This window comes from Pseudomonas sp. CAM1A (assembly GCF_047501685.1).
Lineage (GTDB): Bacteria > Pseudomonadota > Gammaproteobacteria > Pseudomonadales > Pseudomonadaceae > Aquipseudomonas.
In genome coordinates, this window is the sequence record NZ_JBFNXP010000013.1 from 61,438 (window position 1) to 81,955 (window position 20,518).

Sequence of the window (20,518 nt, forward strand, 5' to 3'; positions counted from 1 at the left end):
GTAGGCAGGCGGCCTGTGGAACATCGGACTGCTCCTAAAAATCGGCCGAGGCCCGATGCTGCCTGGCATCGGGCCCCATAGGACTGCGACGCAGTCCCTGGTGGCCGCCTAGGATCGCGCTACCACTCGTAGCCCACCCCGACCGCCAGCCCGACACTGCCGCGGGCGTTGCCTGAACCGTTGGCCTTGTAGGCCCAGGTGCCATTTTCGCTGCGCCCGGACAGCCCGACGGCCACGGCGGACTGCCCCTCATAGTAGGACGTGCCCATGGCCACCATTGCCTTGCCCTCCGATGAGGTGGAAGGCAGCGCAGCCATGGCCATGGCCGACGCGATGCCGGCGAACGCTTCCTGGCGCAACGCGCCAACCTGCCGGTCGGTGTAGGCGTTGGCCTGCTCACGCGACTGCTCGACAGCCTCGCTGAACAAACGCGTGGCCTGGTTGAGATTCACCGCATCGGTGGCCTCGGTGGCCTCTGCCACATGGGTGATCTGCCGCTCGCGGCCTGCGCTGCCCACTGATACCGTATCGGCGCGATCGGCGCGAGAACCGGCGCCAAGCGCCACGCTGTTGGGCGCATCGGCCCGCGCATCAGTGCCCAGCGCCGTGCTGCGTGAACCCTGGGCACTGGCCCCGGCGCCCAGCGCAACCGCACGCTCGCCGGTGGCTCGGGCATTGCTGCCCACGGCCACCCCTCGTCCATCCGGCATGGCCTGGGCCCGATCACTGCCATCAGCCTCGGCATCGACCGAGATGCCATTGCCCTGGCGATCGAGGCGCTGCACTTGTTCGCTCACCGCATTCAACTGGCGGCCGGTGACGGCATCACCGCTGTCGGGGTTCACCGCGCCATCACGAATGCCGCTCAAGGTCCGCGGCCCCTGGTTGCCGGCCAGGTCAACCCGGGTGCCGTCGGTGTCCCGTGCGACCTGAATGTCGCGGCTGTCGGGCGCCTGCCGTACCAGCCCGACTTCGCCCTTGTCGATCTGGCCGCGCAGCTTGTCGACGCGCTCGCCCGCCTGGGCGGCCTGGGTGCGGGTTGCAGCCAGTGTGTCGTCGAGCGTCTTGAGCGCATCGCCCACCGAGCCTGCCTGAACCGTAGCGGCAGGATCGCGCGGGTCGGCCAGGTGATAGGTCGGCCCCTGCAGGCTGCCATCCGCCCGGACCACGGCGCCACCGCCCAAGGCATCGGCCAGGGCCTGACTACCCGAACGAACGGCCTGTTGCAGACGGCCCGCAACCGTTTCCCCCTCGCCAAAGCCGTGCAAGAACGCAGCGGCGCTGTCGGCACGGACCTTCGCACTGTCAGCCGCACCTTGCGCCAACGCCACCGCGCGCTGCGCACCGTCGGCTGTCTGCAACGCGCTGTCGGCGGTGATTTGTGCCTTGCCTGCCGCCTGCTGCGCCGCCTCGGCGCTGAGGGTGGCATCGGCAGCCGTAGCCTGGGCCTGGTCGGCGGCCTGCCCGGCCTGGCTTGCAGCCTCCCGGGCAGCGGTCGCAACACCCCGGACGCTGTCGAGCTGGCTCATGTTGATGGCATCGGTCGGGGCCACCCCCTCGGCCAGGTTGCCGATACGCGCCGGTGTGTTGCGCTGCTCGCCGCGGCCGGCACTGTACTGACCCTGTGCCGGGTCCCAGAGCAAGCTGTCATCACGCAGTTGCCGAACCCGTTCGCCGAGCCCGCCGATGGCCTGGCCCTGCGCTTGCACGGCGCCATTGAGGGTACCCAGGTTGCCGTTGAGCGTGGCCAACGCGTCGCCCACATTGGCGTGCGATGACGGCGTCACGCTGCCATCTGCCGCTATCTGGCCAATGGCATAGGCCGGAGCCGTTGGCTGGCCATCGCTGTCGACGCTGGCGCCGCCACCCAATACCTGGGCGAGGAAGCCACTGGCTGTATCCGCAGCATCTCGCACCGCCTTGTCGATACGGGCGACCACCGTTTCGCCTGCCTCCAGCCCCTGCAACTGGCCCGTTGCAACATCCGCACGGGCCTTGGCACCCTCGGCGGTTTCGCGTGCGCTTTCAGCGGTGGTCCTGGCAGTACTGGCGACACCCAGGGCCTGGTCGGCGCTGCCTTGGGCGCCCGCCGCAGCTTGCAGTGCCTGGCTGGCCACGCCCTGGGCAGTGCCCGCGGTGGTCTGTGCCAGGTCGGCGGTACGCTGTGCGTTGGCCGCCGCCCCCAGGGCGCTATCGGCAGTGCCCTGGGCAGCTGTCGCCGCCTGCCCTGCCGTGCTGGCCAGGTCATGGGCGCTGGTGGCAATGCCCCTGGCACTGTCGGCGGTCTGCTGGGCCTGGGCCGCAGCGCCCAAGGCCGAATCGGCTACGCCTTGGGCACGCGCGGCCGCCTTGCCGGCATCATCCGCCGTAGCGAAGGCGCTGTCGGCACTGACCTGGGCCTTGTCGGCGCTGGCCTGGGCCGAACTGGCGCTGCCCAATGCCGTGTTGGCAGCCTGTTGCGCAGCGCTGGCACCGTCACGGGCGCTGGTCGCCGTGGTCAGCGCGGTGTTGGCAGTGGTTTGCGCGCCATCGGCTGCCGCACGCGCCTGGCCGGCTTCGCTCAAGGCAGAGTCGGCGCTACGCTGCGCCGCTCCGGCGGCTTGTGCCGCGCCGGTGGCAGAAGCCTGCGCCGAATCAGCGGTGGCCGCCGCCTGCTGGGCGACCTGACGGACGCTTTCATTGAGGTTACGCGCGTCCGATGCATCGGCCTGGGCGCGCTCGGCCCCCTGGCGCGCGGCATTGGCGATCGCCAGCGCATTGTCGGCCGTCGCTTGGGACTGGCCGGCACCCTGTTGCGCACTGTCAGCCGTTGCGCGGGCACCTTGCGCAGTGGCCTGGGCCGTATCGGCGGTCTGTTGCGCGCGGTTGGCCGAGGCCTGTGCTGCATCGGCGGTGCCTTGCGCGCCTTCGGCGGCCTTGCCGGCAGCGCTGGCGGCCGTAAGGGCGGTGTCCGCACGCTGGCCGGCCTGCACGGCGCTCGCTTGCGCCGTGTTCGCCACCCCCAGCGCGTTGTCGGCACTGGCCTGGGCGGTGGTGGCGGCTTGTCGGGCGGCGGTTGCTGCGCCTTGCGCGCCGTCGGCGGTGCCTTGCGCCGTTTGTGCGGCGCGCTCTGCGCTGGCCGCCGAACCCAATGCGGCAGTGGCGGTATCTTGGGCAGAGGCTGCGGTTTGCCCGGCATCACGGGCAGCTTGAAGCGCTTCACTGGCGCTGCCCTGTGCCGCCGCCGCGCTCTGCTGCGCGGCGCTGGCTGACGCCGTAGCGGTGTCGGCAGAACCCTGGGCGGCGCTGGCGATACGTTGTGCGCCGGCCGCGCTGTCCTGCGCCTTGCTCGCGGTGTCCTGTGCGGCCTGGGCACCTTGGCGCGCCTCCTGGGCCACGGCCAATGCGCCATCGGCACCGGCCTGGGCGCCAGCCGCCGTGGCCTGCGCCGTATTGGCGGTGCCCAGGGCCTGGCCAGCCGCCTCCTGCACACGCCCGGCCAGCTGCTGAACATCGCTGGCCGCACCTTGTGCGCGGGTCGCGCTTTGTTGCGCGGCGTCGGCACTGCGCTGGGCGTTGCCAGCGACGGTTAGCGCATCGTTGGCACTGCCTTGCGCCTGTTCAGCGACCGAGCGTGCACCGGCAGCAGCTTGCAGCGCCTGTTCGGCACTGCTTTGGGCGGCATTGGCGAGACTCCTGGCGTTATCCGCACTGCCCTGGGCCACCGCAGCGTCGGCCTTGGCGGTTGTGGCCAGGTCGCGCGCGCTGCTGGCGACACCCTGCACGGTATCGAGCTGGCTCTTGTTCACCGCATCGGTGGCAGCCACGCCGGCCTCGACATGGCTGATGCGGTTTTGTGGGCGATCGCCCTGGCTCGCGGTAAAGACCTGTTGTTCATCACTCCAGCCCAGGTATTTCTGCAACGCAGCCAGTCGCACCTTCTCGGCAGTCGACTTGGCCAACGCGTCGACGGTATCCAGCGCACCCTGGGTGCTCTGCTGAACCCGGTCCAGAGCCTTGATCGCGCCCACCACGGTGGTCGGTTGCGCAATGCCCTGCCCCAGGCTGGAAAGCGTCAACGGCGCCAGCACCAGCTTGCCGTCCTTGAACTGCGTGCCTTCGCCCAGGGCGCTGGCGACCGATTGACTGGCGGCCAGTTCGCGCTCGCCCAGCTTCTGGATCGCGTCATAGGCTGCATGCAATTGCGCGCCATTGACCCCGTCGGTGCTCGTGGCATTGACCGCACCCGGCGCCAGGTTGATCAGCTGCCGGCTCTGATTGGCATTGCCGATACTGACCACGCCCTCGGTCTTGCTGCTGTCGACGGTGTAGGTGGTGCCATTGAGCGTCACCGGGGCAACGGTTCGCCGCGCCTCGGTGGTCGAGGCGCTGCCCAGGGCCACACTCTTGGCGTGCGTAACCGTGGCACCGGCACCCAGGGCGACCCCTTCGCTGCTGTCTGCACTGACCGAGGCATTGGCACCGGCGGCCACCGAGTGCAAGGCCTGGGCTTTGGCGCCGTGGGCCGCAGCCAGGGAACCAGCACCACTGGCCTCGGCACTTGCCCCGATCGCGGTGGCGCGTTCGCCGCTGGCCTTGGTCTGCGGGCCGACGGCCGTGGCGTACTGGTGACCCGCCTCGGCCTGGTAACCAAAGGCGTGGGCGTATTGGTTGAGACTCTTGGCCTCGAAGCCGACAGCCATGCCCCAACCGCCGTTGCCTTGGGCACCGTGCCCGATGGCAAAGCCATTGACAATGGCCTGGGTCGCGTCATTACCAATCACCATCCGGGCAGCACTCGCCGATTGGCCCAGCAGCAAACGCCCGCCATTGACGTACAACTCGCCGCCCAGGCTGAGGGATGTCGCCCCCTCTCCGCTGCCGGGGCGATAGAACAGTACCGAATCGGTTTGCGTGGCTTTCCTGGCCGGGTCGCACTTGCCGGACGCTGCGTCCTTGAACTTGACGTTTTCCGCCAGGTAAGAGGCAGCCGTACCGTCATTGTTCTGCGGGTCGTTGAAGCTGGCGCACTCGCCCGAGCTGGCAGAATTGATGTGCACGCCATTTCCGGCATGGGCGTCGGCCAGCCCGAGCCAGGCGCTGATGCCGGTCACGGTCATCAGGCCTAAAGCTGCAAGTCGGCGCTCGCGCGGGGCGGTGTAGCGCATGCGCACCAGCAGGCAGATGGGACTCAACAGCGCGTCGCGCATGGCAACGCTCGGTACGCGACGACACGATGGGACTTTCACGATGGCTCACCCTGTAGCTCGTTCATATGACGCTCACACGCCATGCAGGCCAGGTGCGCCACGCTGGCGATCAATCGCGGCGGACCCTGTTGGCGGCGGATTCTGCGCAGCACGTGCCCCGGCAACCATCGGACTGCTCCTAAAAATGATCCGTGTCGCCTGCCGGCAACTCTGCAGCGACTTCACCCGGCACAGGCGTTTTAGGCCCAGTCTTATGGAGCGGCTAATGGCCAATTGCTCAAATGCCGGCAGGTCAACCAATGAGCACCTTTAAGATGGCAAAGTCCGTCATCGCCACCGCGCCCGCTTGCCGGCCCCGTCTGGTCATACTCAGCAACGATGAACACTACGCACTGCGCATGATTGCCCGCCTGGGTGACAGCGAGCTGTTCCACATCGAGCATCTCGACTCGCTGAACAGCCTGATGACCCGACTGCGCAAGCAGTCGGTGGACATCATCATGGCCGAGATCCATGCCAACCAAGTCGACAGCCTCATGCTCCCGTGCTGGGTCAGTGAGATGAATTCGTCCGGTCGCCTGTGCAGCATTCCGCATATCGTCTGGACCGCACAGAGCGTCCCGCACCCCCGTACGACCGAGCCAGACACAAGTAACGAGCACGACTGGCAAGAGTCGCTCAATGGCATATCCACCATCGCGCTGGCCTCCCATGCCCGCCTGGCCAAAGCCGCAGGCATTCACGTCGAGATCGTCGGCGAGAGTGATCCCATGCAACTGCCGCAGGTACTCGAGAAGCTCGTAGGCACTGAACATCCCCGGCCGCAAAGCGCCAAGCCGGAAAAGCTGGAAAACCTGATCGGCGAAGATGATGTTGTCACTGTACTGGCCACAGGCGAGGGACTGCGGGTGGTTTTGCAGCCCCAATACGACCTGACCAGCCGGCGAGTGGTAGGCGCCGAAGCATTGGTCCGTTGGCAGCATCCGCGATACGGTGAGGTGCCGCCATCCATTCTGATTCCACTGGTCAATCAGTTGGGACTCGACCTGTTACTGTTCAGCTACATCGAAAAGTCGGTGATCGAAATCCTGGGCACCCTTGATCGTCTTGGGCTGGATATCCCCATCGCCATCAATGCATCGGCCCGCACACTCTGCGCTGCGGGGCTGGCCACGCGGCTAGCGGACAAGATGCTCAAGGCAGGACTGCCCACCCGGCGCCTGAAAATCGAACTGACCGAAGAGATGGCAGCGGACAACGAACTGGCACTGTCAGCCTCGATCACAGCCTTGCGTGCGAAGGGCTTCAAGGTCTCGCTGGATGATTTTGGGGCCGGCGCCGCGACCCTCGCCCTGTTGGCACGCATACCTTTTGATGAAATGAAGATCGACGGATCGCTGGTCCGGGCCGTGGGGCAGTCGTCGCAATCAAGCGAGATCATTTCCGGCATCGTCGGCCTGGCGCGATTGTTCAATCTGAACCTGGTCACCGAGGGCATAGAAGACGCCGCCAGCATCGAATTACTCAGCCGCCTGGGGTGCCGAACCGGACAAGGGTTCGCCCTGGCATGCCCGCTGGAGCGAGACGCGTTCTTCGATATGCTTCTGCCCTAGTGTGGTGTTTTGCAAATACGACCAATAAATCGCGAGCGATTTTTGCGCTCAGGCAAGGCGTCGCGACGAGTCGTAGCCCAGCTACGGCGAGGAGCGACAACGCCGCATGAGCGCAAAAAGCGCCGCGAGTTATGGTCGTTATTTGGGAGCCTGTGTTCATTTATCTGCTTGGTCAGGCACTGGTATCGGCCGTGTTCATGGTCTTTAATCTTACAGTCGCTTGACCTTCATCGAGTGTTCATTGGCATCTATGAAACCTCTACGTGTAGCACTGCTTGACGATCATGCCATCGTTCGGCACGGCCTTGTCAGTCACCTTGGCGAGGAGCCCGGCATTGAAATCGTCGGAGTCTATGAAAACAGCCGCGAACTGCTACGAGGCATGGCTGGCGCCCCGGCGCAGGTACTGTTGCTGGATTTTGCCTTGGGACGCGACGAACTCGATGGTGTTTCGCTGATACGCGCCCTACGTGCGCGCTTCCCTGACTGCCGGATCCTGATGCTGTCGACCCACCACGAATCGGCCACCGTTTCACTGGCATTGCGAGTCGGTGCCCGTGGCTTCGTCGGAAAAGACGAAGACCTCTCGGGCTTGGTCAAGGCCATTCGCACCGTCGCCTCTGGTGCGATCTACCTCAGCGCCGACATGTCCTACCAGGTTGCCGACGCCATCCGCCCGGTTGACCCGGCCCAGCAACCGACGAGCGACAATGCGCTCGGCCGCGCCGGATTGTCGGCACGCGAGCAGGAAGTGATCCGCTGTTACCTGGAAGGCATGACGGTGACCGAGATAGCTGACAAGTTCAACCGCAGCATCAAGACCATCAGCGCCCAGAAAGCGACAGCCTTCCGCAAGCTGGGGGTGACCTCCAACAATGGCCTGTTCAAGATCATGAAGACCCTGGAGTGACGATGCGCTTCCATTGCCACCTGCGCACCTCGCTTCTGCTTGCCCTGTTATGCACCCCCAATGCCTGGGCACTGGAGAACGATCCACCGGTGCCGTTCGCGCTCACCACTGAGCAAAGCGCGTGGATCGCAGAGCATCCGGTATTGCGCGTTGCCGTGGTCGAAGACTTGATGCCCATCGAATACATGGAAAACGGCCACCTGCGAGGTCTTTCCGCAGAATACTTGCAATTGATCGCAAGCAAGACGGGCATGCGCCTGGAATACATCCCGGCCCATTCGCTACAGGACCGTGCCGAACTGCTGGCGAGCGGCAAGGCCGACCTGATCTCAGCCGTGCGCCTGAATGGCCCCAGTGGCCACGATCCGCGCTTGCGTCATACCAGTTTCTACCTGAACACCACCGCAGTAGTGGTCATTCGCGCCACTCATCCGCCCATTATCGGTCTCGACCAACTCAATGGACTGACCGTGACCCTGCCCTTCTCCGATCGCTACCGCGAGGTACTCGATATCAAGGCACCGAAAGCCCGCACCATCATTGGAGGCAGCGCGCTGAACATGCTGCAACAAGTGGCCGATGGCACCGCAGACGCCGCGATAGCCACAGAGGCCTACCTCGTACCCTTCCTGTACCGGCAGTTTCAGGGTCAGCTACAGATTGGTGGCGTCGTGAGCGATATGGGCTCGAAGCTCGGCATGAGCACGCGTGCCGATGACACAATGCTGTTCGGGATCATCCAGCAGGTACTGGACTCGTTGAGCCGCGAGGAAGTCCGCGAGCTGCATGCAAGCTGGATCGAAGGACATGCTACGCCACACATGGGGCTGCGCGAGCTGACCGATCACTACCCTCATGAAGTCGCCCTGACTGCACTGGTGGTGCTGTTATTGGTGGGACTGGCCTATCAGACCCATCGCCAGCGCCAGCGGGCCGTGAACAACGAACGGGAAAAGGCCATGTTCCTGGCCGTAATGAGCCACGAAATTCGCTCACCGATGAACGCGGTCCTAGCGTCTGTAGAACTGTTGCACAACACGCCGCTGGACCGCACGCAGCAGCACTTCGTGCAACTGGCCAGTACCGGCGCGCAGTCACTGCTGACGTTACTCGACGATGTGCTCGACATCTCACGACTTGAGGCCGGCCAGGTGAAACTGGAGCCAGTACCGGTGAACCTCAACAACCTAGTCAGGAACGTGGTCGACCTGCACAGTTTGCGTGCCCGTGAACGGCATCTGTCGATCAGCGTTGTAGGGGTCGTTGATCCGCCCCTGCTGATGCTCGATGACACCCGCCTGGCGCAGGTGCTGCACAATTTGCTGTCCAACGCGATCAAGTTCACCGAACAGGGTGGTATCGAGGTGGCCTACCAGATCGCCGATACAGATACCCCTTCACTCAAGCACATCCGCTTGACCGTGACGGATACCGGCATTGGTATCAGCGCCGAAGCCCAGCAGCGGCTATTTCAGCCATACAGTCAGGCGGCGCGTGCGCACCGGCGCTCGGGTGGCACCGGCCTGGGGCTCGCCATCTGTCGCGATTTGCTGCACTTGATGGGAGGCGGCATCACCCTCGACAGTACGCCGGGCCAAGGCACACGAATGGAGTTGTCACTGGCAGCCGAGCTGGCCCCTGCAAGCGCATTGGAAAACCATCTGGAGACCGTGCCTGTCCGTGGCCCGCTACCCGCCACACACAATCTGCGCATCCTGGTGGTGGAGGACACCGTGGCCAACCAGGCAGTGCTACAGGCCCAGATCGAGGGATTCGGCTGTACCGCGGTGATTGCCAAGGATGGCGCACAGGCCATGGATTGCTTCGAACAAGGTACCTACGACTTGATCCTGATGGACTGCGACCTGCCCGATCAGGATGGCTATTCGCTGACCCAGATGTTCCGCATGATCGAGCACGACGCCGCCCAGGCACGCTGCCCGATCATCGCCATTTCCGCGTCCACCGACAACGAACATGTCAGCCGCTGCTTTGACGCCGGCATGGATGGCATCCTGGGCAAGCCGATCAGCCTGGGCAAACTGCAGGACGCCATCGAATTGTGGTGTGGCGTCGAACTGATGTTGATCCCTCATCCCTTCTCGGATGCCGACAGGATGAGCGACGTGCGCATCCGCGAAGCCCTCGAGCAGGACCTGCTCGCCCTGCTTGAAGCCATTACGCTTTGCCAACTGGAGCCCGCCAGACATGCCGCTCATCGGCTGCATGGCGCCGCGCTGAGCATGGAGTGGCCCGCCGTGGCGCGCGAGGCCGCTGAACTTGAAGCCCTGCTCAAGGCGTCCAGGCCCTGGCACGACCCCGCTTACCGCTCGATATTGCGCGCCCTGATACTGGCGCTGCGCAGCACCACCAGCCCAACGCAGTCACCCGCTGCTGCCCAAGGTCATCCTGCCAGCTGAAATTCGGACCAGTCCTATTGGGTCGCCTGCCGCCCAAGGCTAGGCTCTGCACGACATGTATCTGCACCCGCCCATACTGCGTTGAAACGGGGCTCGGCATGCTCATGTACGCCAGTACACTGCCCTTGCTCCCCCCCGTTTCGCCGTGTCTGGCCTTCGCGTAGACACATTTCGTACAGACCCTCAAACAGCCTCGAGCAATCTGGCTGCCCCCTCTGTCATGCGCAACGAAAGGCTACTCATGGACTCCATTCACAGCATCCAGCACCTGCAACTGCGCCTGATCGAGTCGGCGTCGGTAAACGAAAGCTGCGCCACCGATCTGCTGTTGATCCTGCGCAAACTCACAAGTGCCGAGGCCAACAGTGTCATCGCCATCATCATGCTACTGCACAGCGAGGCCGACGCCCTGAGGTGCCTGTCGAGGGACATCACCCAGCGCTACGCATCAGTGCTGAACTGCTGACAGTGAACCGCCAATGAACTCCATTGACAGTCTTCACCTGGCCCACCTGCTGCACGAGCGGATATCGCGGGCAGCCTTTATCAACGAAAGCTGTGTCGTCGACCTCGATGAGTACCTGGCCGGACTGCCCGAGGAATACGCCGAGACCATCCGTTATGTGGTCGACTTGTTGCGCGAGGAAGCGCAGCGGCTCAACGAACTTTCTAAAGTGCTGGTGCGCAGTAGGTGCCTGTTCTTTGAGTACTGAGCGTATCGGCTCATATCACTTTTACTGCGCGGCCAATGAACTTCACCGGCCCCGTCGGCAACCCGGTAGGCGAACCGCCGGATCTCTCCAATGTCAGCTCGAACAACTGGTTGGCCTCCAGCGGTGGCAGGCTCTGTAGCGGAACACGATAGGGTTCACCAGGTTTGACCAGGCCCAGCGAGACCGGTGCGCGCCACGCCGCGCCCTTGGTCCAGAACTGCAGGGCCATGCCGTCAGGGACCACATCCTTGCCAAGCGGTATCAGCTCGATCATGCGGCTGTCGCTGGTCTGCACCACCCAGCCGGGGGCCTGACTGCTCGGTGCCACGAGCACCACCACGAATTGTGTGGTGGGCGGGGGCGTCGCAAGCATGGTAAACGCCAGCAACACGCTTGCAGCCAGCCCCGCAGCACTCAGTGCCTGCCACAGGCCGAGGCGTTGCCACCACTTGGCGCGTTGTTGTGTGGGGGGGATGGCCAGTTCATTCAGGCTGCGCTGGATACGGCCCCATAGACGGGCGCTCGGGGGCTGCGGCGGCGCCAGCGCGGTCAGTTCCAGCAGGCGTACTTCCCAGGCATCCACCGCGGCGCGCAGGGACGGATCGGAGCCCAGGCGCTCGGTCATTGCGGCATGTTGCTCCGCCGACAATGTCCCCAGCACGAACTCGCCGGCGAGGGTATCCAGTGCTTCGGCAGTATCCGGCCTCATTCCAGGCACTCCCGCAGCGCCTTCAGGCTGCGCTTGATCCAGGCCTTGACGGTGCCCAATGGTGCACCCAACAGCCCGGCGATTTCGGCGTGGCTGCAGCCGTCCACATAGGCGTGCAGGATGCAACGCTGTGGTGCGGGCTGCAATTGTTCGAGGCAGCGGTAGATTTTCCCCGAGCCTGACCAGAGGTCAATGTCTTCGGTCCACCCGTGCAATCCTGCTGAAGTGTCGATGTCGGCGTCGTCCAGCACGGTTTCACGGCGAGTATCGCGGATTGCATTCAGCGCCAGGTGGCGAGTGATGCTGTAGATCCAGCCCCGAGCCGAGCCTCGCGCCGGGTCGAAGCTGGCAGCGCGGGACCAGATACGAATGATCGCATCATGGACGATGTCTTCAGCGGTGGCGTCGTCACGCACGATGCGCCGGGCAACGCCCAGCAGGCGCGCACCTTCCTGATCGTAGAGCGCCTGCAGGGCTCGCCGGTCGCCCTGCGCACAGGCCTCCAGGCAGCGGTGGAAGTCGAAGGGAGTCACAGGCGAGTTCAACGTGTGCGGCTCCCTTGTGTGAGGCTTGTCATCGAGCGTAGATCATCAAATGCAGGGTGTCGGTCAAGTGCGCGTCACTTGGCTGTCCAGAACACATAGTCGGCCTGGTACTGGACGACCTGCCTGGTGCCTTTGTTCTGTGCTGTGCAGGCGCTCGCCGGCGCCACACCGCCGCGGGTGGCCAAGCGCTGGATATAGCTGACCCCTTCCATGGCGCCTTTGCCTTCAGCCGGGTTGGCCTTGACCAGCTGATAGGGTATGGCGCCTTTGTCCGCCTGGGCTACCGCCAACTGGGTGCCGGTGACTTTCGAGCCATCCTTGGCCTGCCAGGTGGCGGGTGGGCCGAAGTAGTCACCCACCTGTTTGCCGGCGCGGTCATTGAGCACTGCCTTGGGGCCAACGAAGGTCCATTCGGTCTGGCCGGGGGTGTTGGCCTTGTCGCGGCACTCGTAGGTGATCTCGCCGACGCCGACGGTTTCGAGCATGACGCGATGGCCGTCGGGGACCTTGACTGCATCTGGCAGCGCGGACTGGGCGTGGGCTGGCTGCAGCGCCAGGGCGAGGCTACAGGCGAGCAGGCAGGCGGTGGATTTGAGGTTCATGGGCAGTGCTCCTGACAGGTATTTGGGCTGGGCAGACACAGGCCGCCCAATAGCAATACCCGCCAAGGGGCGTAATGGATGCACTGGATCAAAAAAATCGGCGCCTTGATCACCCGTACGGTGCTCCAAGAAACATCATGACGGGTGTCAAATACAACTTCTGACGTTCGCACGCTCCGTACTGAACCGGGGCTGTCGGTTTCGACCCAGTATTAACGGCCGCAAAACCAAGGGCATTTGCACGAGTGGAATCAATGGCTCCGGGCTCGACACTCAGTTCTGCGGCAGTTGGTTCAGCCGGTTGTCCTGCACCATGCCGGAAGGATGTACAGGAATGCCTGCGCCGAATTTTCTCAGCGCGACATAGAACACCGGCGTCAGGAACAAGCCGAACAACGTCACGCCAAGCATTCCGCAGAACACCGTGACGCCCGTGACATGGCGCACCTCGCTACCCGCACCGCTGCCGAGCAGAAGCGGTACGGCGCCGGCAATGAATGCCACCGAGGTCATCACGATCGGCCGCAGCCGCAACCGACAGGCCTGCAAAGCGGCATCCACCGTGCCTCGCCCCTGTAGTTCCAGCTCCCGGGCAAACTCGACGATCAGGATCGCGTTCTTGCAGGCCAGCCCCATGAGCACCACCAGACCGACCTGGACGAACACGTTGTTGTCCCCACCGACCAGCCAGACGCCGCTCAGCGCCGCGAACATGCAGATGGGCACGATCAGGATGACCGCCAGCGGCAAGGTCCAGCTTTCGTACAGTGCCGCCAGCACCAGGAAGGCGAGCATCACTGCAAGTGGAAACACGATCGCTGCGGTATTGGCCTGGGTGACCTGCTGATAGCTCAGGTCCGTCCACTCCAGCTCGATGCCCCGTGGCAGCGTGCGGGCCGCGATCGCTTGCAGCTTGGCGATGACCTCACCCGACGACATCACCGTCGGATCGGCGTCGCCGATCAGGTCTGCGGCGGGATAGCCGTTGTAGCGCATCACCGGATCCGGGCCGAAGGTCGGCACGATATCGACGAGCGCAGCGATGGGGACCATGTCGCCCCGGCTGTTTCGCACACGCAGGCTACCGATATCCTGCGCCGTCTGGCGGAAGCTCGAATCGGCCTGGGCGACCACTCGATACACCCGGCCAAACAGGTTGAAGTCGTTCACGTAGACCGACCCGAGGTACGTCTGCAGGGTCTCGAAGATGGCCGTCAGCTCCACGCCTTGAGCTTGCGCCTTGGTACGGTCGACCTTGACGTCAAGTTGCGGAATGTTGGACTGGTAGGAACTGACCGGGAAAGTCATGCCTGCAGTGCTGGCAACCTCGCCCTGGAACCGGGTGAGCGCCTGCTGTAACGCGGCATAGCCCAGCCCGTCCCGGTCGGTGAGAAACAGCGAGTAGCCGGAGCCGTTGCCCAACCCCTGGATCGGCGGCGGCAGCAGCGCGTAGGCGGCACCGTCCTTGATCGCCGCGAACCTGGCGTTCAGCTCGGTGTTGATGTCCGCTGCGCTGCGCGTGCGTTCGCCAAAGGGCTTGAGCAGGACATACGCGGTCACCAGGTTCGGCGTGGTGGTACTCTGCAGCGCATTCATGCCGACATAGGCGTTGGCGTAATCGACGCCCTCCACGCTTGAGGCGATGACCGACATCTGCCGGGCGACGGCCTCGGAGCGGGACAGCGACGCACCGGGCGGCAGTGTGGCCCCGGCAAACAGATACAGCTTGTCCTGATTGGGGATGAAGCCACCCGGGATGGTCTTGAACAGCACTCCGGTAACTCCCAGTAATGCTGCATAGACCACGAACACCAACCCTTTGCGCGGCAGCAACCGCGCAACGCTGCCTTCGTAACGTGCCGAGCTGCGATTGAAGAATCGATTGAACGGGCGCAACAGCCAGCCCAGGGTGTAATCCATGCCACGGGTCAGCCGATCCCTGGGGCTGTCGTGATGACGCAGCAGCTTGGCCGCGAGGGCGGGCGACAGGGTCAGCGAGTTGATCGTCGAAATCACCGTGGCAATGGCGATCGTGACCGCGAACTGCTTGTAGAACTGCCCCGTGACACCGCTCATGAATGCCATTGGGATGAACACGGCGCACAGCACCAGGCCGATCGCGAGAATGGGGCCTGACACTTCGCGCATGGCCTGGTGCGCCGCCTGGTGCGGCACCAGACCAAGCGCGATGTTGCGCTCGACGTTTTCCACCACGACAATCGCATCGTCCACCACGATACCGATGGCCAATACCATGCCGAACAAGGTGAGGGTATTGATCGAATAGCCAAGCAGGTAGAGAAACGCGAACGTGCCGACGATCGAGACCGGCACGGCGATCAACGGGATGATCGAGGCGCGCCAGGTCTGCAGGAACAGCACGACCACCAGCACGATCAGCAGCATCGCTTCGAACAGGGTGTGCTGGACAGCGCTGATTGACTCACGAACGAATACTGTCGGGTCCCAGACCGGGGTGTAGCGCACCCCCTCGGGGAAATCCTTGGCCAACGCGTCGAGCTTGGCATACACCGTGTTGGCGACATCGATGGCGTTGGCCCCGGGCGTCAGGAAGATCCCGATGGCGACTTCCTGGTTCTTGCCGCGAAACACGCGCATCGTATAGTCACCCGAGTCCAGTTGCACACGGGCCACATCGGCAAGGCGGGTGACTTGTCCGTCGCTCCCGCTCTTGAGGATGACATCGGCGAACTCCTGTTCGGTTTTCAGGCGGCCCTGGACGTTGATCGAGACCAGGAACTCCGTATCCCGCGGGGCAGGCTCGGCCCCCAGTTGGCCTGCAGAAACCTGCACGTTCTGCTGGCGGATCGCGCCGATCGCATCCTGAGCGGTGATGCCACGCGCGGCCAACTTGTCCGGATCGAGCCAGATACGCATGGCGTAATCACCCGAGCCATAGAGCACGACGTCGCCGATGCCTTGGATGCGCGCCAGCTCATCCTTCACGTGCAAGCGCAGATAGTTGCGCAGGTAGAGCGCATCGAACTCATCGTTGTCGGAATACATGTCCACATACATCAGCGGCGTCGGCGACTGCTTCTGGGTGGTGATGCCATATTGGCGCACCGACTCCGGCAAACGCGAAAGGGCTTGGCTGACACGGTTCTGTACGCGTACGGCAGCGGTGTCGGGGTCGACCTTCGAATTGAAGGTGGCGACCACCTGCAGTGTGCCATCGGAGCTGGCCACGGACTTCATGTACACCATGTCCTCGACGCCGGTGATCGCCTCCTCCAGCGTAACGGCGACCGACTCGGCAATTTCCTTGGGGTTGGCGCCGGGGTAGGTCGCTTTCACCACCACGGTGGGTGGCACCACTTCCGGGTACTCACCGACCGGCAACAGTGGAATGGCGATCAGGCCCGCGACGAAAATAACGACCGACAGGACGATGGCGAAGATCGGCCTGTCGATGAAGAATCTAGAGAAATCCATGGTGGGAGCCTTTGCGGATCATCGTCCGTCATGACGGGTGCTGGAAACTTTCAGTTCATCGTTTTCAGGCGCGAGCACAGTGGCCAGGACCGGGGTCCCCGAGGCATAGATCTGCTGCAGTCCGGAAACGATGACCTGCTCGTCCGAGGCCAGGCCTGCCGAGATGACACGTTGCTGGCCAAGCAGCCTGCCCGTTTCGACGTAACGCTTTTCGGCCGTCTTCGCGTCGCTGAGCACATAGACATACTGCTTGTCCTGATCGGTCAGGATGGCCCGGTCAGGTACCACGACAACTTGCACCACCTCGCCGGGTGAGAACTGGACCTTGGCGAACAGGCCTGGGGTCAAGTGCCTGTCCGGGTTACGCAGGGTGGCGCGCGCGCGGATCGTGCCGGTCGCGGCGTCCACTTCGTTGTCCACGAACGTCAGCTCACCTTCGTACGCAAAGCCGTCGTCAGTCGCCAGGCCAATGCGCACCTCGGCCTTCGCCGAAGTCGCGAGGGTTTTACGGTAGTTCAGGTAACTGTGTTCATCGGGGTCGAAGTAGACATGGACCGGATCCTGCGACACGACCGATGTCAGCACAGACTGATCCGCCACCGCGAGGTTGCCAACGGTCAGCCGAGCGCGGCTGGTACGACCGTCGATTGGCGATCGAACCTCGGTGAACTCAAGGTTCAATGCCGCGGTGGCGACCGCAGATTCGGCGGCGTGCACCTCGGCAACACCCTGCTCGTAGGCCGTGCGCCGCTGCTCGGCGAGTTCCTTCGAAACGGCATTGGCACTGATGAGTTTTTGCGCGCGCAGGTCTTGCTGCCTGGCAAACGCCAGCGAAACACGCGCGCGCTCCAGCTGGGCGCGCGAGCTGTCCAACGCGGCGCGGTAGGGACGCTGATCGATGACAAAAAGCAGATCGCCCTTGCGGACCTCGCGGCCTTCACCATAGGCCACCTTGGTGATGTATCCGCCCACCCGGGGAAGGATTGCCACCGACTCCATGGCAGCCACGCGGCCATTGAAGCTGTCCCAATATCTGACGTTTTGGAGCTTCGCGCTCACGACATCGACAGCGGCAGGGCTGGAGGCGATCGACTCGGGTTCTTTGCTGCAACCGCTGGCAAGCAAGGCAGCGATGATGATTGTGGTAACGCTGACGGAAGGGGCACGCACGGGGCTGTCCTATCTATTTCGATGAGTGACTAGGAATCTGCAGTCGTTGCATGGCTCGTACTGTAGGAAAAGCAAATACTCGGATAAACTGGGTCTAATCGTTTTGTTTTTACGGAAATCCGGACAATGGCTTTGGACCGCTTGGAGGCCATGCGCGCGTTCTGCCGTATCGTCGAGGTGGGCAGTTTCAGCGGCGCGGCAGAGTCGCTGGGGTTGGCCAAGACGACGATCTCGGGCCAGCTGCAGGCGCTGGAGGCGCTGCTGGGGATCAAGCTGCTGCACCGCACCACCCGCAAGGTCTCCCCCACTACAGAAGGCGCCGCGTACTACGCTCGGGCACGTGCGGTCATCGACGATGTGGACGAACTGGAGGCCTCGGTATCGCAGAGCCGCAACGTCGTGCGCGGGCGGGTGCGCATCGAGATGCCGTCACCGGTCGGGATTCTGTTCATCGTGCCGGCACTGCCCGATTTCACCGCCAGGTTCCCGGAGATTCATCTCGACATCGGCTGCAGCGAGCGCGTCGTCGACCTTGTCCAGGAAGGCGTCGACTGCGCGATTCGTGGCGGCGTGGTCGCAGACCAGGACCTGGTCTGCCGCACGATAGGCCAGATGCGCTTGTGCTTTTGCGCCTCCCCCACCTACCTGGCGTCGGCAGAGCCGATCCACACGCCTGCGGACTTGCCACGACACAAGCACCTGGGCTTCAAGTTCCCCGCCACGGACAGGCGATATGTGCCGACCCTTACCCACGGAACCGAGCACTTCACCCTGGATCATCCGCCAAGCATGTACTTCAACAACGGCAGCGCCACGGCCGCCGCCGCGGTCGCCGGCCTGGGCGTCGCATTCCTGCCCAGAGCGGAGGCCGAGCCTCACTTCAGAAGTGGCGCCCTGGTCGAGGTCCTGCCGCACTGGCAGATGGCGAGCATGCCCCTGTCCATCGTCTATCCCTACACGCGGCATTTGTCGGCGAGAGTAAGAGCGTTCGCCGACTGGGTGACGGCGTTGATGGCAAGCGATCCCCTGTGGTCGCAGCCTTAGAAAGCCTAGGCTCTGTATGAAAAGTCTTGAGACGAAGGTCAGGCAAGGCGAAAACAGCCGAGGAACGGTCGGAGTCGCGCTCGACTTTACGGGTTGTAAATGAGCATTCCGACCGGGCTGGCGCACCGGGCTGTTTTCAACGCAGCATTACCGAGTAGCAAGGCTTTTCATACGGCCTTTAATGACCTTGCGCCACCTGCCCAGGCAATGTTCCCAGGTTCGCGAGAAAAACTTCGGTATCTCGATTGGACCGCAGGCAGACCACGCGACAACCGGACGGGGCCGTCGCCACGAATCGCTTCGTCACCTCTCGAGACGAGTTTTTCGTCCGCCACATGAACCTGAAAAACTCGGGCAGGTTGGCCAGCAGTTCCGGGCAGTCGTCCGGCAAGTCAGGCCGTGAACGACCGCGGTTCAACATCGTCCTCATGAACACGCGCCAGAATCGAAGCGCCGCCGACCGATCGATCCATATCAACAGATCCGCGCGGGCCATACGGTTGTTCCATGTGGTCGAGTGCCCGCCTTCGAAGATCCAACGCTCACGGGCCTCGACCTCATGGCAAAGACGCGTCTTCTCGTCACGGCTGCGCTCGACCCACCCTGGCTGCCAGTGAATCGTATCGATATGCACGACCGGCAAGCCCGTGCGCTCGCCAAGCTTGCGCGCCAGGGTACTCTTCCCAGACCCAGGCTGGCCAACGATCATCACCCGTTGCATTGAAGCTCCCTCTCGCCATGCCTGCTGATTTTTGGGGGCGCGATTGTACGGCAATGGCGGGGTTGGTCAACTGCAAGCGCTATCGTGCTCTGCATGACCAAGTCTCAAGGCTTTTCGTACAGGGCCTATGACCTGCAAGGCGAGCTCACAGAAGATACAGGCAGTATCACTTCAAACGTCGTCCCCTTTTCAACCGTTGACTCGACCTCAATTTGCCCACCGTGACCGGCGACGATCTCCGAGGCAATAAACAGCCCAAGCCCGAGTCCTGCAGCCGATCCCCTTTCACCAGAGGCGTAGCTTGAATAACGTCCCTGCGGGTTAAAGAGATAAGGCATTGCTTCCACTGGAATGGGCTCACCCGCGTTGTGAACGGCCACACTTGGCCCGGCAGCCTTGTTCGCCAAGGTGACTGTGATGGGAGAAGCTGTATCTCCATGACGTATGGCGTTGCCAATCAGATTGGAGAAAACCTGAGCCATGCGGGCCGCGTCGAATTGCCCCGCCACCTGCCCTTTTTCCTTGAGGACGATGGTTGCCTCGGGGTACGCCGTTTGCAACTCTTCGATCACCGCGCGACAGAGGGGATTCAGCTCAAGCTGTTCAGGGTACACGGGAATACCTGTTCCAAGGTTGCAACGCGCCAGGTCGAGCAGATCGTTGACGATGCCAGTGGCGCGGCGTGCGCTGGCACACACCTGGGTTGCCAACACTCTGCCTTTCTCATCCACCCTGTCCTGATGCAACAACAGATCGCCGGCCATCAGCATTGCCCCCAAGGGGGAACGTAGATCATGGCCAAGCACCGCGAGAACCATTTGGCGAGTTGACTCAACCGCTGCACCATAGGCGGCAATCGACTCGACCAGCGCCTGGTCTATTGCCTCGTTGAAACGAATCATGTCCTGGACATGATCCTTCACGGTGGCACCTTCCCGAGCAAGCCATAGCGACAGCACACTGGAGCGCAGTGCGCGGTACTCGGAAACCATCTGATCCATCGAGAAGCCCGCGATCAGACGGGTCATTGCATGGGTCTGGGCGGCAGTCTCGCTCGACATTTGCGGGCCTCGGCCCTGAGCTTTTTCGGACTGTTGAAGTGCGGTTTGAGCCGTGCGCATATCCGTGGCAGCGGTGCGCAGAATCCTTTCACCATGATTCCTCAAACCCGCGACGTCCTGTTTCGGCTGCTCCGTCGGGACAGAGCGCGCGAAGTTCTCCCACGCCTGGAGGATTTCCTCCATGCGGCTTTCGATGAAGTCGTACAGTCTCATTACGTTCCTCAACTGTGCTTCCGACGTTCATGCAGCCTAGTCCAACAAGCCAATACTGGATAACAACGGGTTCCCTACCTTTGGTCAGCCTTTGGAAACGCTTTGTTATAAGCACTGACTAACGAGGAAATGCGGAGTAATCGGTATGCGAG

Annotated in this window: 14 protein-coding genes; 6 read left to right on the forward strand and 8 right to left on the reverse strand. The window is 63.2% G+C overall.

Annotation, left to right across the window (positions count from 1 at the left end):
- Positions 1-119: 119 nt before the first annotated feature.
- Entirely contained in the window at positions 120-5,189 is a 5,070-nt protein-coding gene (locus tag ABZO33_RS23535; RefSeq protein ID WP_414537993.1) for a YadA-like family protein, read from the reverse strand.
- A gap of 299 nt (positions 5,190-5,488) precedes the next feature.
- Here ABZO33_RS23535 and ABZO33_RS23540 point away from each other — a divergent pair, with 299 nt between their 5' ends.
- From ABZO33_RS23540 to ABZO33_RS23560, 5 genes are all read left to right on the forward strand, one after another.
- Positions 5,489-6,802, forward strand: a complete 1,314-nt coding sequence (locus ABZO33_RS23540) for an EAL domain-containing protein (protein WP_414537994.1) — start codon at positions 5,489-5,491, stop codon at positions 6,800-6,802.
- Between the two features lie 220 nt (positions 6,803-7,022).
- On the forward strand, positions 7,023-7,712 hold the full coding sequence (locus ABZO33_RS23545) for a response regulator (RefSeq protein WP_414537995.1): 690 nt from the start codon (positions 7,023-7,025) through the stop codon (positions 7,710-7,712).
- A gap of 2 nt (positions 7,713-7,714) precedes the next feature.
- The gene (locus tag ABZO33_RS23550) at positions 7,715-10,132 is read left to right on the forward strand and encodes an ATP-binding protein (protein ID WP_414538094.1); all 2,418 of its coding nucleotides are present in this window, start codon (positions 7,715-7,717) and stop codon (positions 10,130-10,132) included.
- A 241-nt stretch (positions 10,133-10,373) separates the two neighbouring features.
- Positions 10,374-10,598, forward strand: coding sequence for a hypothetical protein (locus tag ABZO33_RS23555; RefSeq protein WP_414537996.1), 225 nt, complete (start codon positions 10,374-10,376; stop codon positions 10,596-10,598).
- Positions 10,599-10,611: 13 nt separating this feature from the next.
- Positions 10,612-10,845, forward strand: a complete 234-nt coding sequence (locus ABZO33_RS23560) for a hypothetical protein (RefSeq protein ID WP_414537997.1) — start codon at positions 10,612-10,614, stop codon at positions 10,843-10,845.
- A 10-nt stretch (positions 10,846-10,855) separates the two neighbouring features.
- Here the strand turns inward: ABZO33_RS23560 and ABZO33_RS23565 are convergent, their stop codons facing one another.
- The 5 genes from ABZO33_RS23565 to ABZO33_RS23585 form a co-directional block, all read right to left on the reverse strand.
- Positions 10,856-11,554, reverse strand: a complete 699-nt coding sequence (locus ABZO33_RS23565; protein WP_414537998.1) for an anti-sigma factor domain-containing protein — start codon at positions 11,552-11,554, stop codon at positions 10,856-10,858.
- Positions 11,551-12,099, reverse strand: a complete 549-nt coding sequence (locus ABZO33_RS23570) for a sigma-70 family RNA polymerase sigma factor (RefSeq protein ID WP_414537999.1) — start codon at positions 12,097-12,099, stop codon at positions 11,551-11,553. Before ABZO33_RS23570 ends, ABZO33_RS23565 begins: the two co-directional genes overlap by 4 nt.
- A gap of 74 nt (positions 12,100-12,173) precedes the next feature.
- On the reverse strand, positions 12,174-12,701 hold the full coding sequence (locus tag ABZO33_RS23575) for a DUF3455 domain-containing protein (protein ID WP_414538000.1): 528 nt from the start codon (positions 12,699-12,701) through the stop codon (positions 12,174-12,176).
- 273 nt (positions 12,702-12,974) lie between these two features.
- Positions 12,975-16,157 carry an efflux RND transporter permease subunit gene (locus ABZO33_RS23580; protein ID WP_414538001.1) on the reverse strand — a complete coding sequence of 1,061 codons (3,183 nt, stop codon included), beginning with the start codon at positions 16,155-16,157 and terminating at the stop codon, positions 12,975-12,977.
- Between the two features lie 18 nt (positions 16,158-16,175).
- Complete coding sequence (locus ABZO33_RS23585; RefSeq protein ID WP_414538002.1) at positions 16,176-17,327, reverse strand: efflux RND transporter periplasmic adaptor subunit; 1,152 nt, start codon at positions 17,325-17,327, stop codon at positions 16,176-16,178.
- A gap of 126 nt (positions 17,328-17,453) precedes the next feature.
- On the opposite strand from ABZO33_RS23585, the gene ABZO33_RS23590 reads away from it, so the two are divergent.
- On the forward strand, positions 17,454-18,371 hold the full coding sequence (locus tag ABZO33_RS23590) for a LysR substrate-binding domain-containing protein (protein WP_414538003.1): 918 nt from the start codon (positions 17,454-17,456) through the stop codon (positions 18,369-18,371).
- Between the two features lie 178 nt (positions 18,372-18,549).
- Here the strand turns inward: ABZO33_RS23590 and ABZO33_RS23595 are convergent, their stop codons facing one another.
- Positions 18,550-19,092 carry an AAA family ATPase gene (locus ABZO33_RS23595; protein ID WP_414538004.1) on the reverse strand — a complete coding sequence of 181 codons (543 nt, stop codon included), beginning with the start codon at positions 19,090-19,092 and terminating at the stop codon, positions 18,550-18,552.
- Between the two features lie 125 nt (positions 19,093-19,217).
- Complete coding sequence (locus ABZO33_RS23600; RefSeq protein ID WP_414538005.1) at positions 19,218-20,366, reverse strand: sensor histidine kinase; 1,149 nt, start codon at positions 20,364-20,366, stop codon at positions 19,218-19,220.
- Positions 20,367-20,518 lie beyond the last annotated feature (152 nt).

What these genes read in the sequence shown, in the direction of transcription:
- ABZO33_RS23535 (WP_414537993.1), bottom strand. Translation starts at nt 5,189, where the DNA reads ATGCGCGACGCGCTGTTGAGTCCCATCTGCCTGCTGGTGCGCATGCGC.
- ABZO33_RS23540 (WP_414537994.1), top strand. Translation starts at nt 5,489, where the DNA reads ATGAGCACCTTTAAGATGGCAAAGTCCGTCATCGCCACCGCGCCCGCT.
- ABZO33_RS23550 (WP_414538094.1), top strand. Translation starts at nt 7,715, where the DNA reads ATGCGCTTCCATTGCCACCTGCGCACCTCGCTTCTGCTTGCCCTGTTA.
- ABZO33_RS23555 (WP_414537996.1), top strand. Translation starts at nt 10,374, where the DNA reads ATGGACTCCATTCACAGCATCCAGCACCTGCAACTGCGCCTGATCGAG.
- ABZO33_RS23560 (WP_414537997.1), top strand. Translation starts at nt 10,612, where the DNA reads ATGAACTCCATTGACAGTCTTCACCTGGCCCACCTGCTGCACGAGCGG.
- ABZO33_RS23565 (WP_414537998.1), bottom strand. Translation starts at nt 11,554, where the DNA reads ATGAGGCCGGATACTGCCGAAGCACTGGATACCCTCGCCGGCGAGTTC.
- ABZO33_RS23575 (WP_414538000.1), bottom strand. Translation starts at nt 12,701, where the DNA reads ATGAACCTCAAATCCACCGCCTGCCTGCTCGCCTGTAGCCTCGCCCTG.
- ABZO33_RS23580 (WP_414538001.1), bottom strand. Translation starts at nt 16,157, where the DNA reads ATGGATTTCTCTAGATTCTTCATCGACAGGCCGATCTTCGCCATCGTC.
- ABZO33_RS23590 (WP_414538003.1), top strand. Translation starts at nt 17,454, where the DNA reads ATGGCTTTGGACCGCTTGGAGGCCATGCGCGCGTTCTGCCGTATCGTC.
- ABZO33_RS23595 (WP_414538004.1), bottom strand. Translation starts at nt 19,092, where the DNA reads ATGCAACGGGTGATGATCGTTGGCCAGCCTGGGTCTGGGAAGAGTACC.
- ABZO33_RS23600 (WP_414538005.1), bottom strand. Translation starts at nt 20,366, where the DNA reads ATGAGACTGTACGACTTCATCGAAAGCCGCATGGAGGAAATCCTCCAG.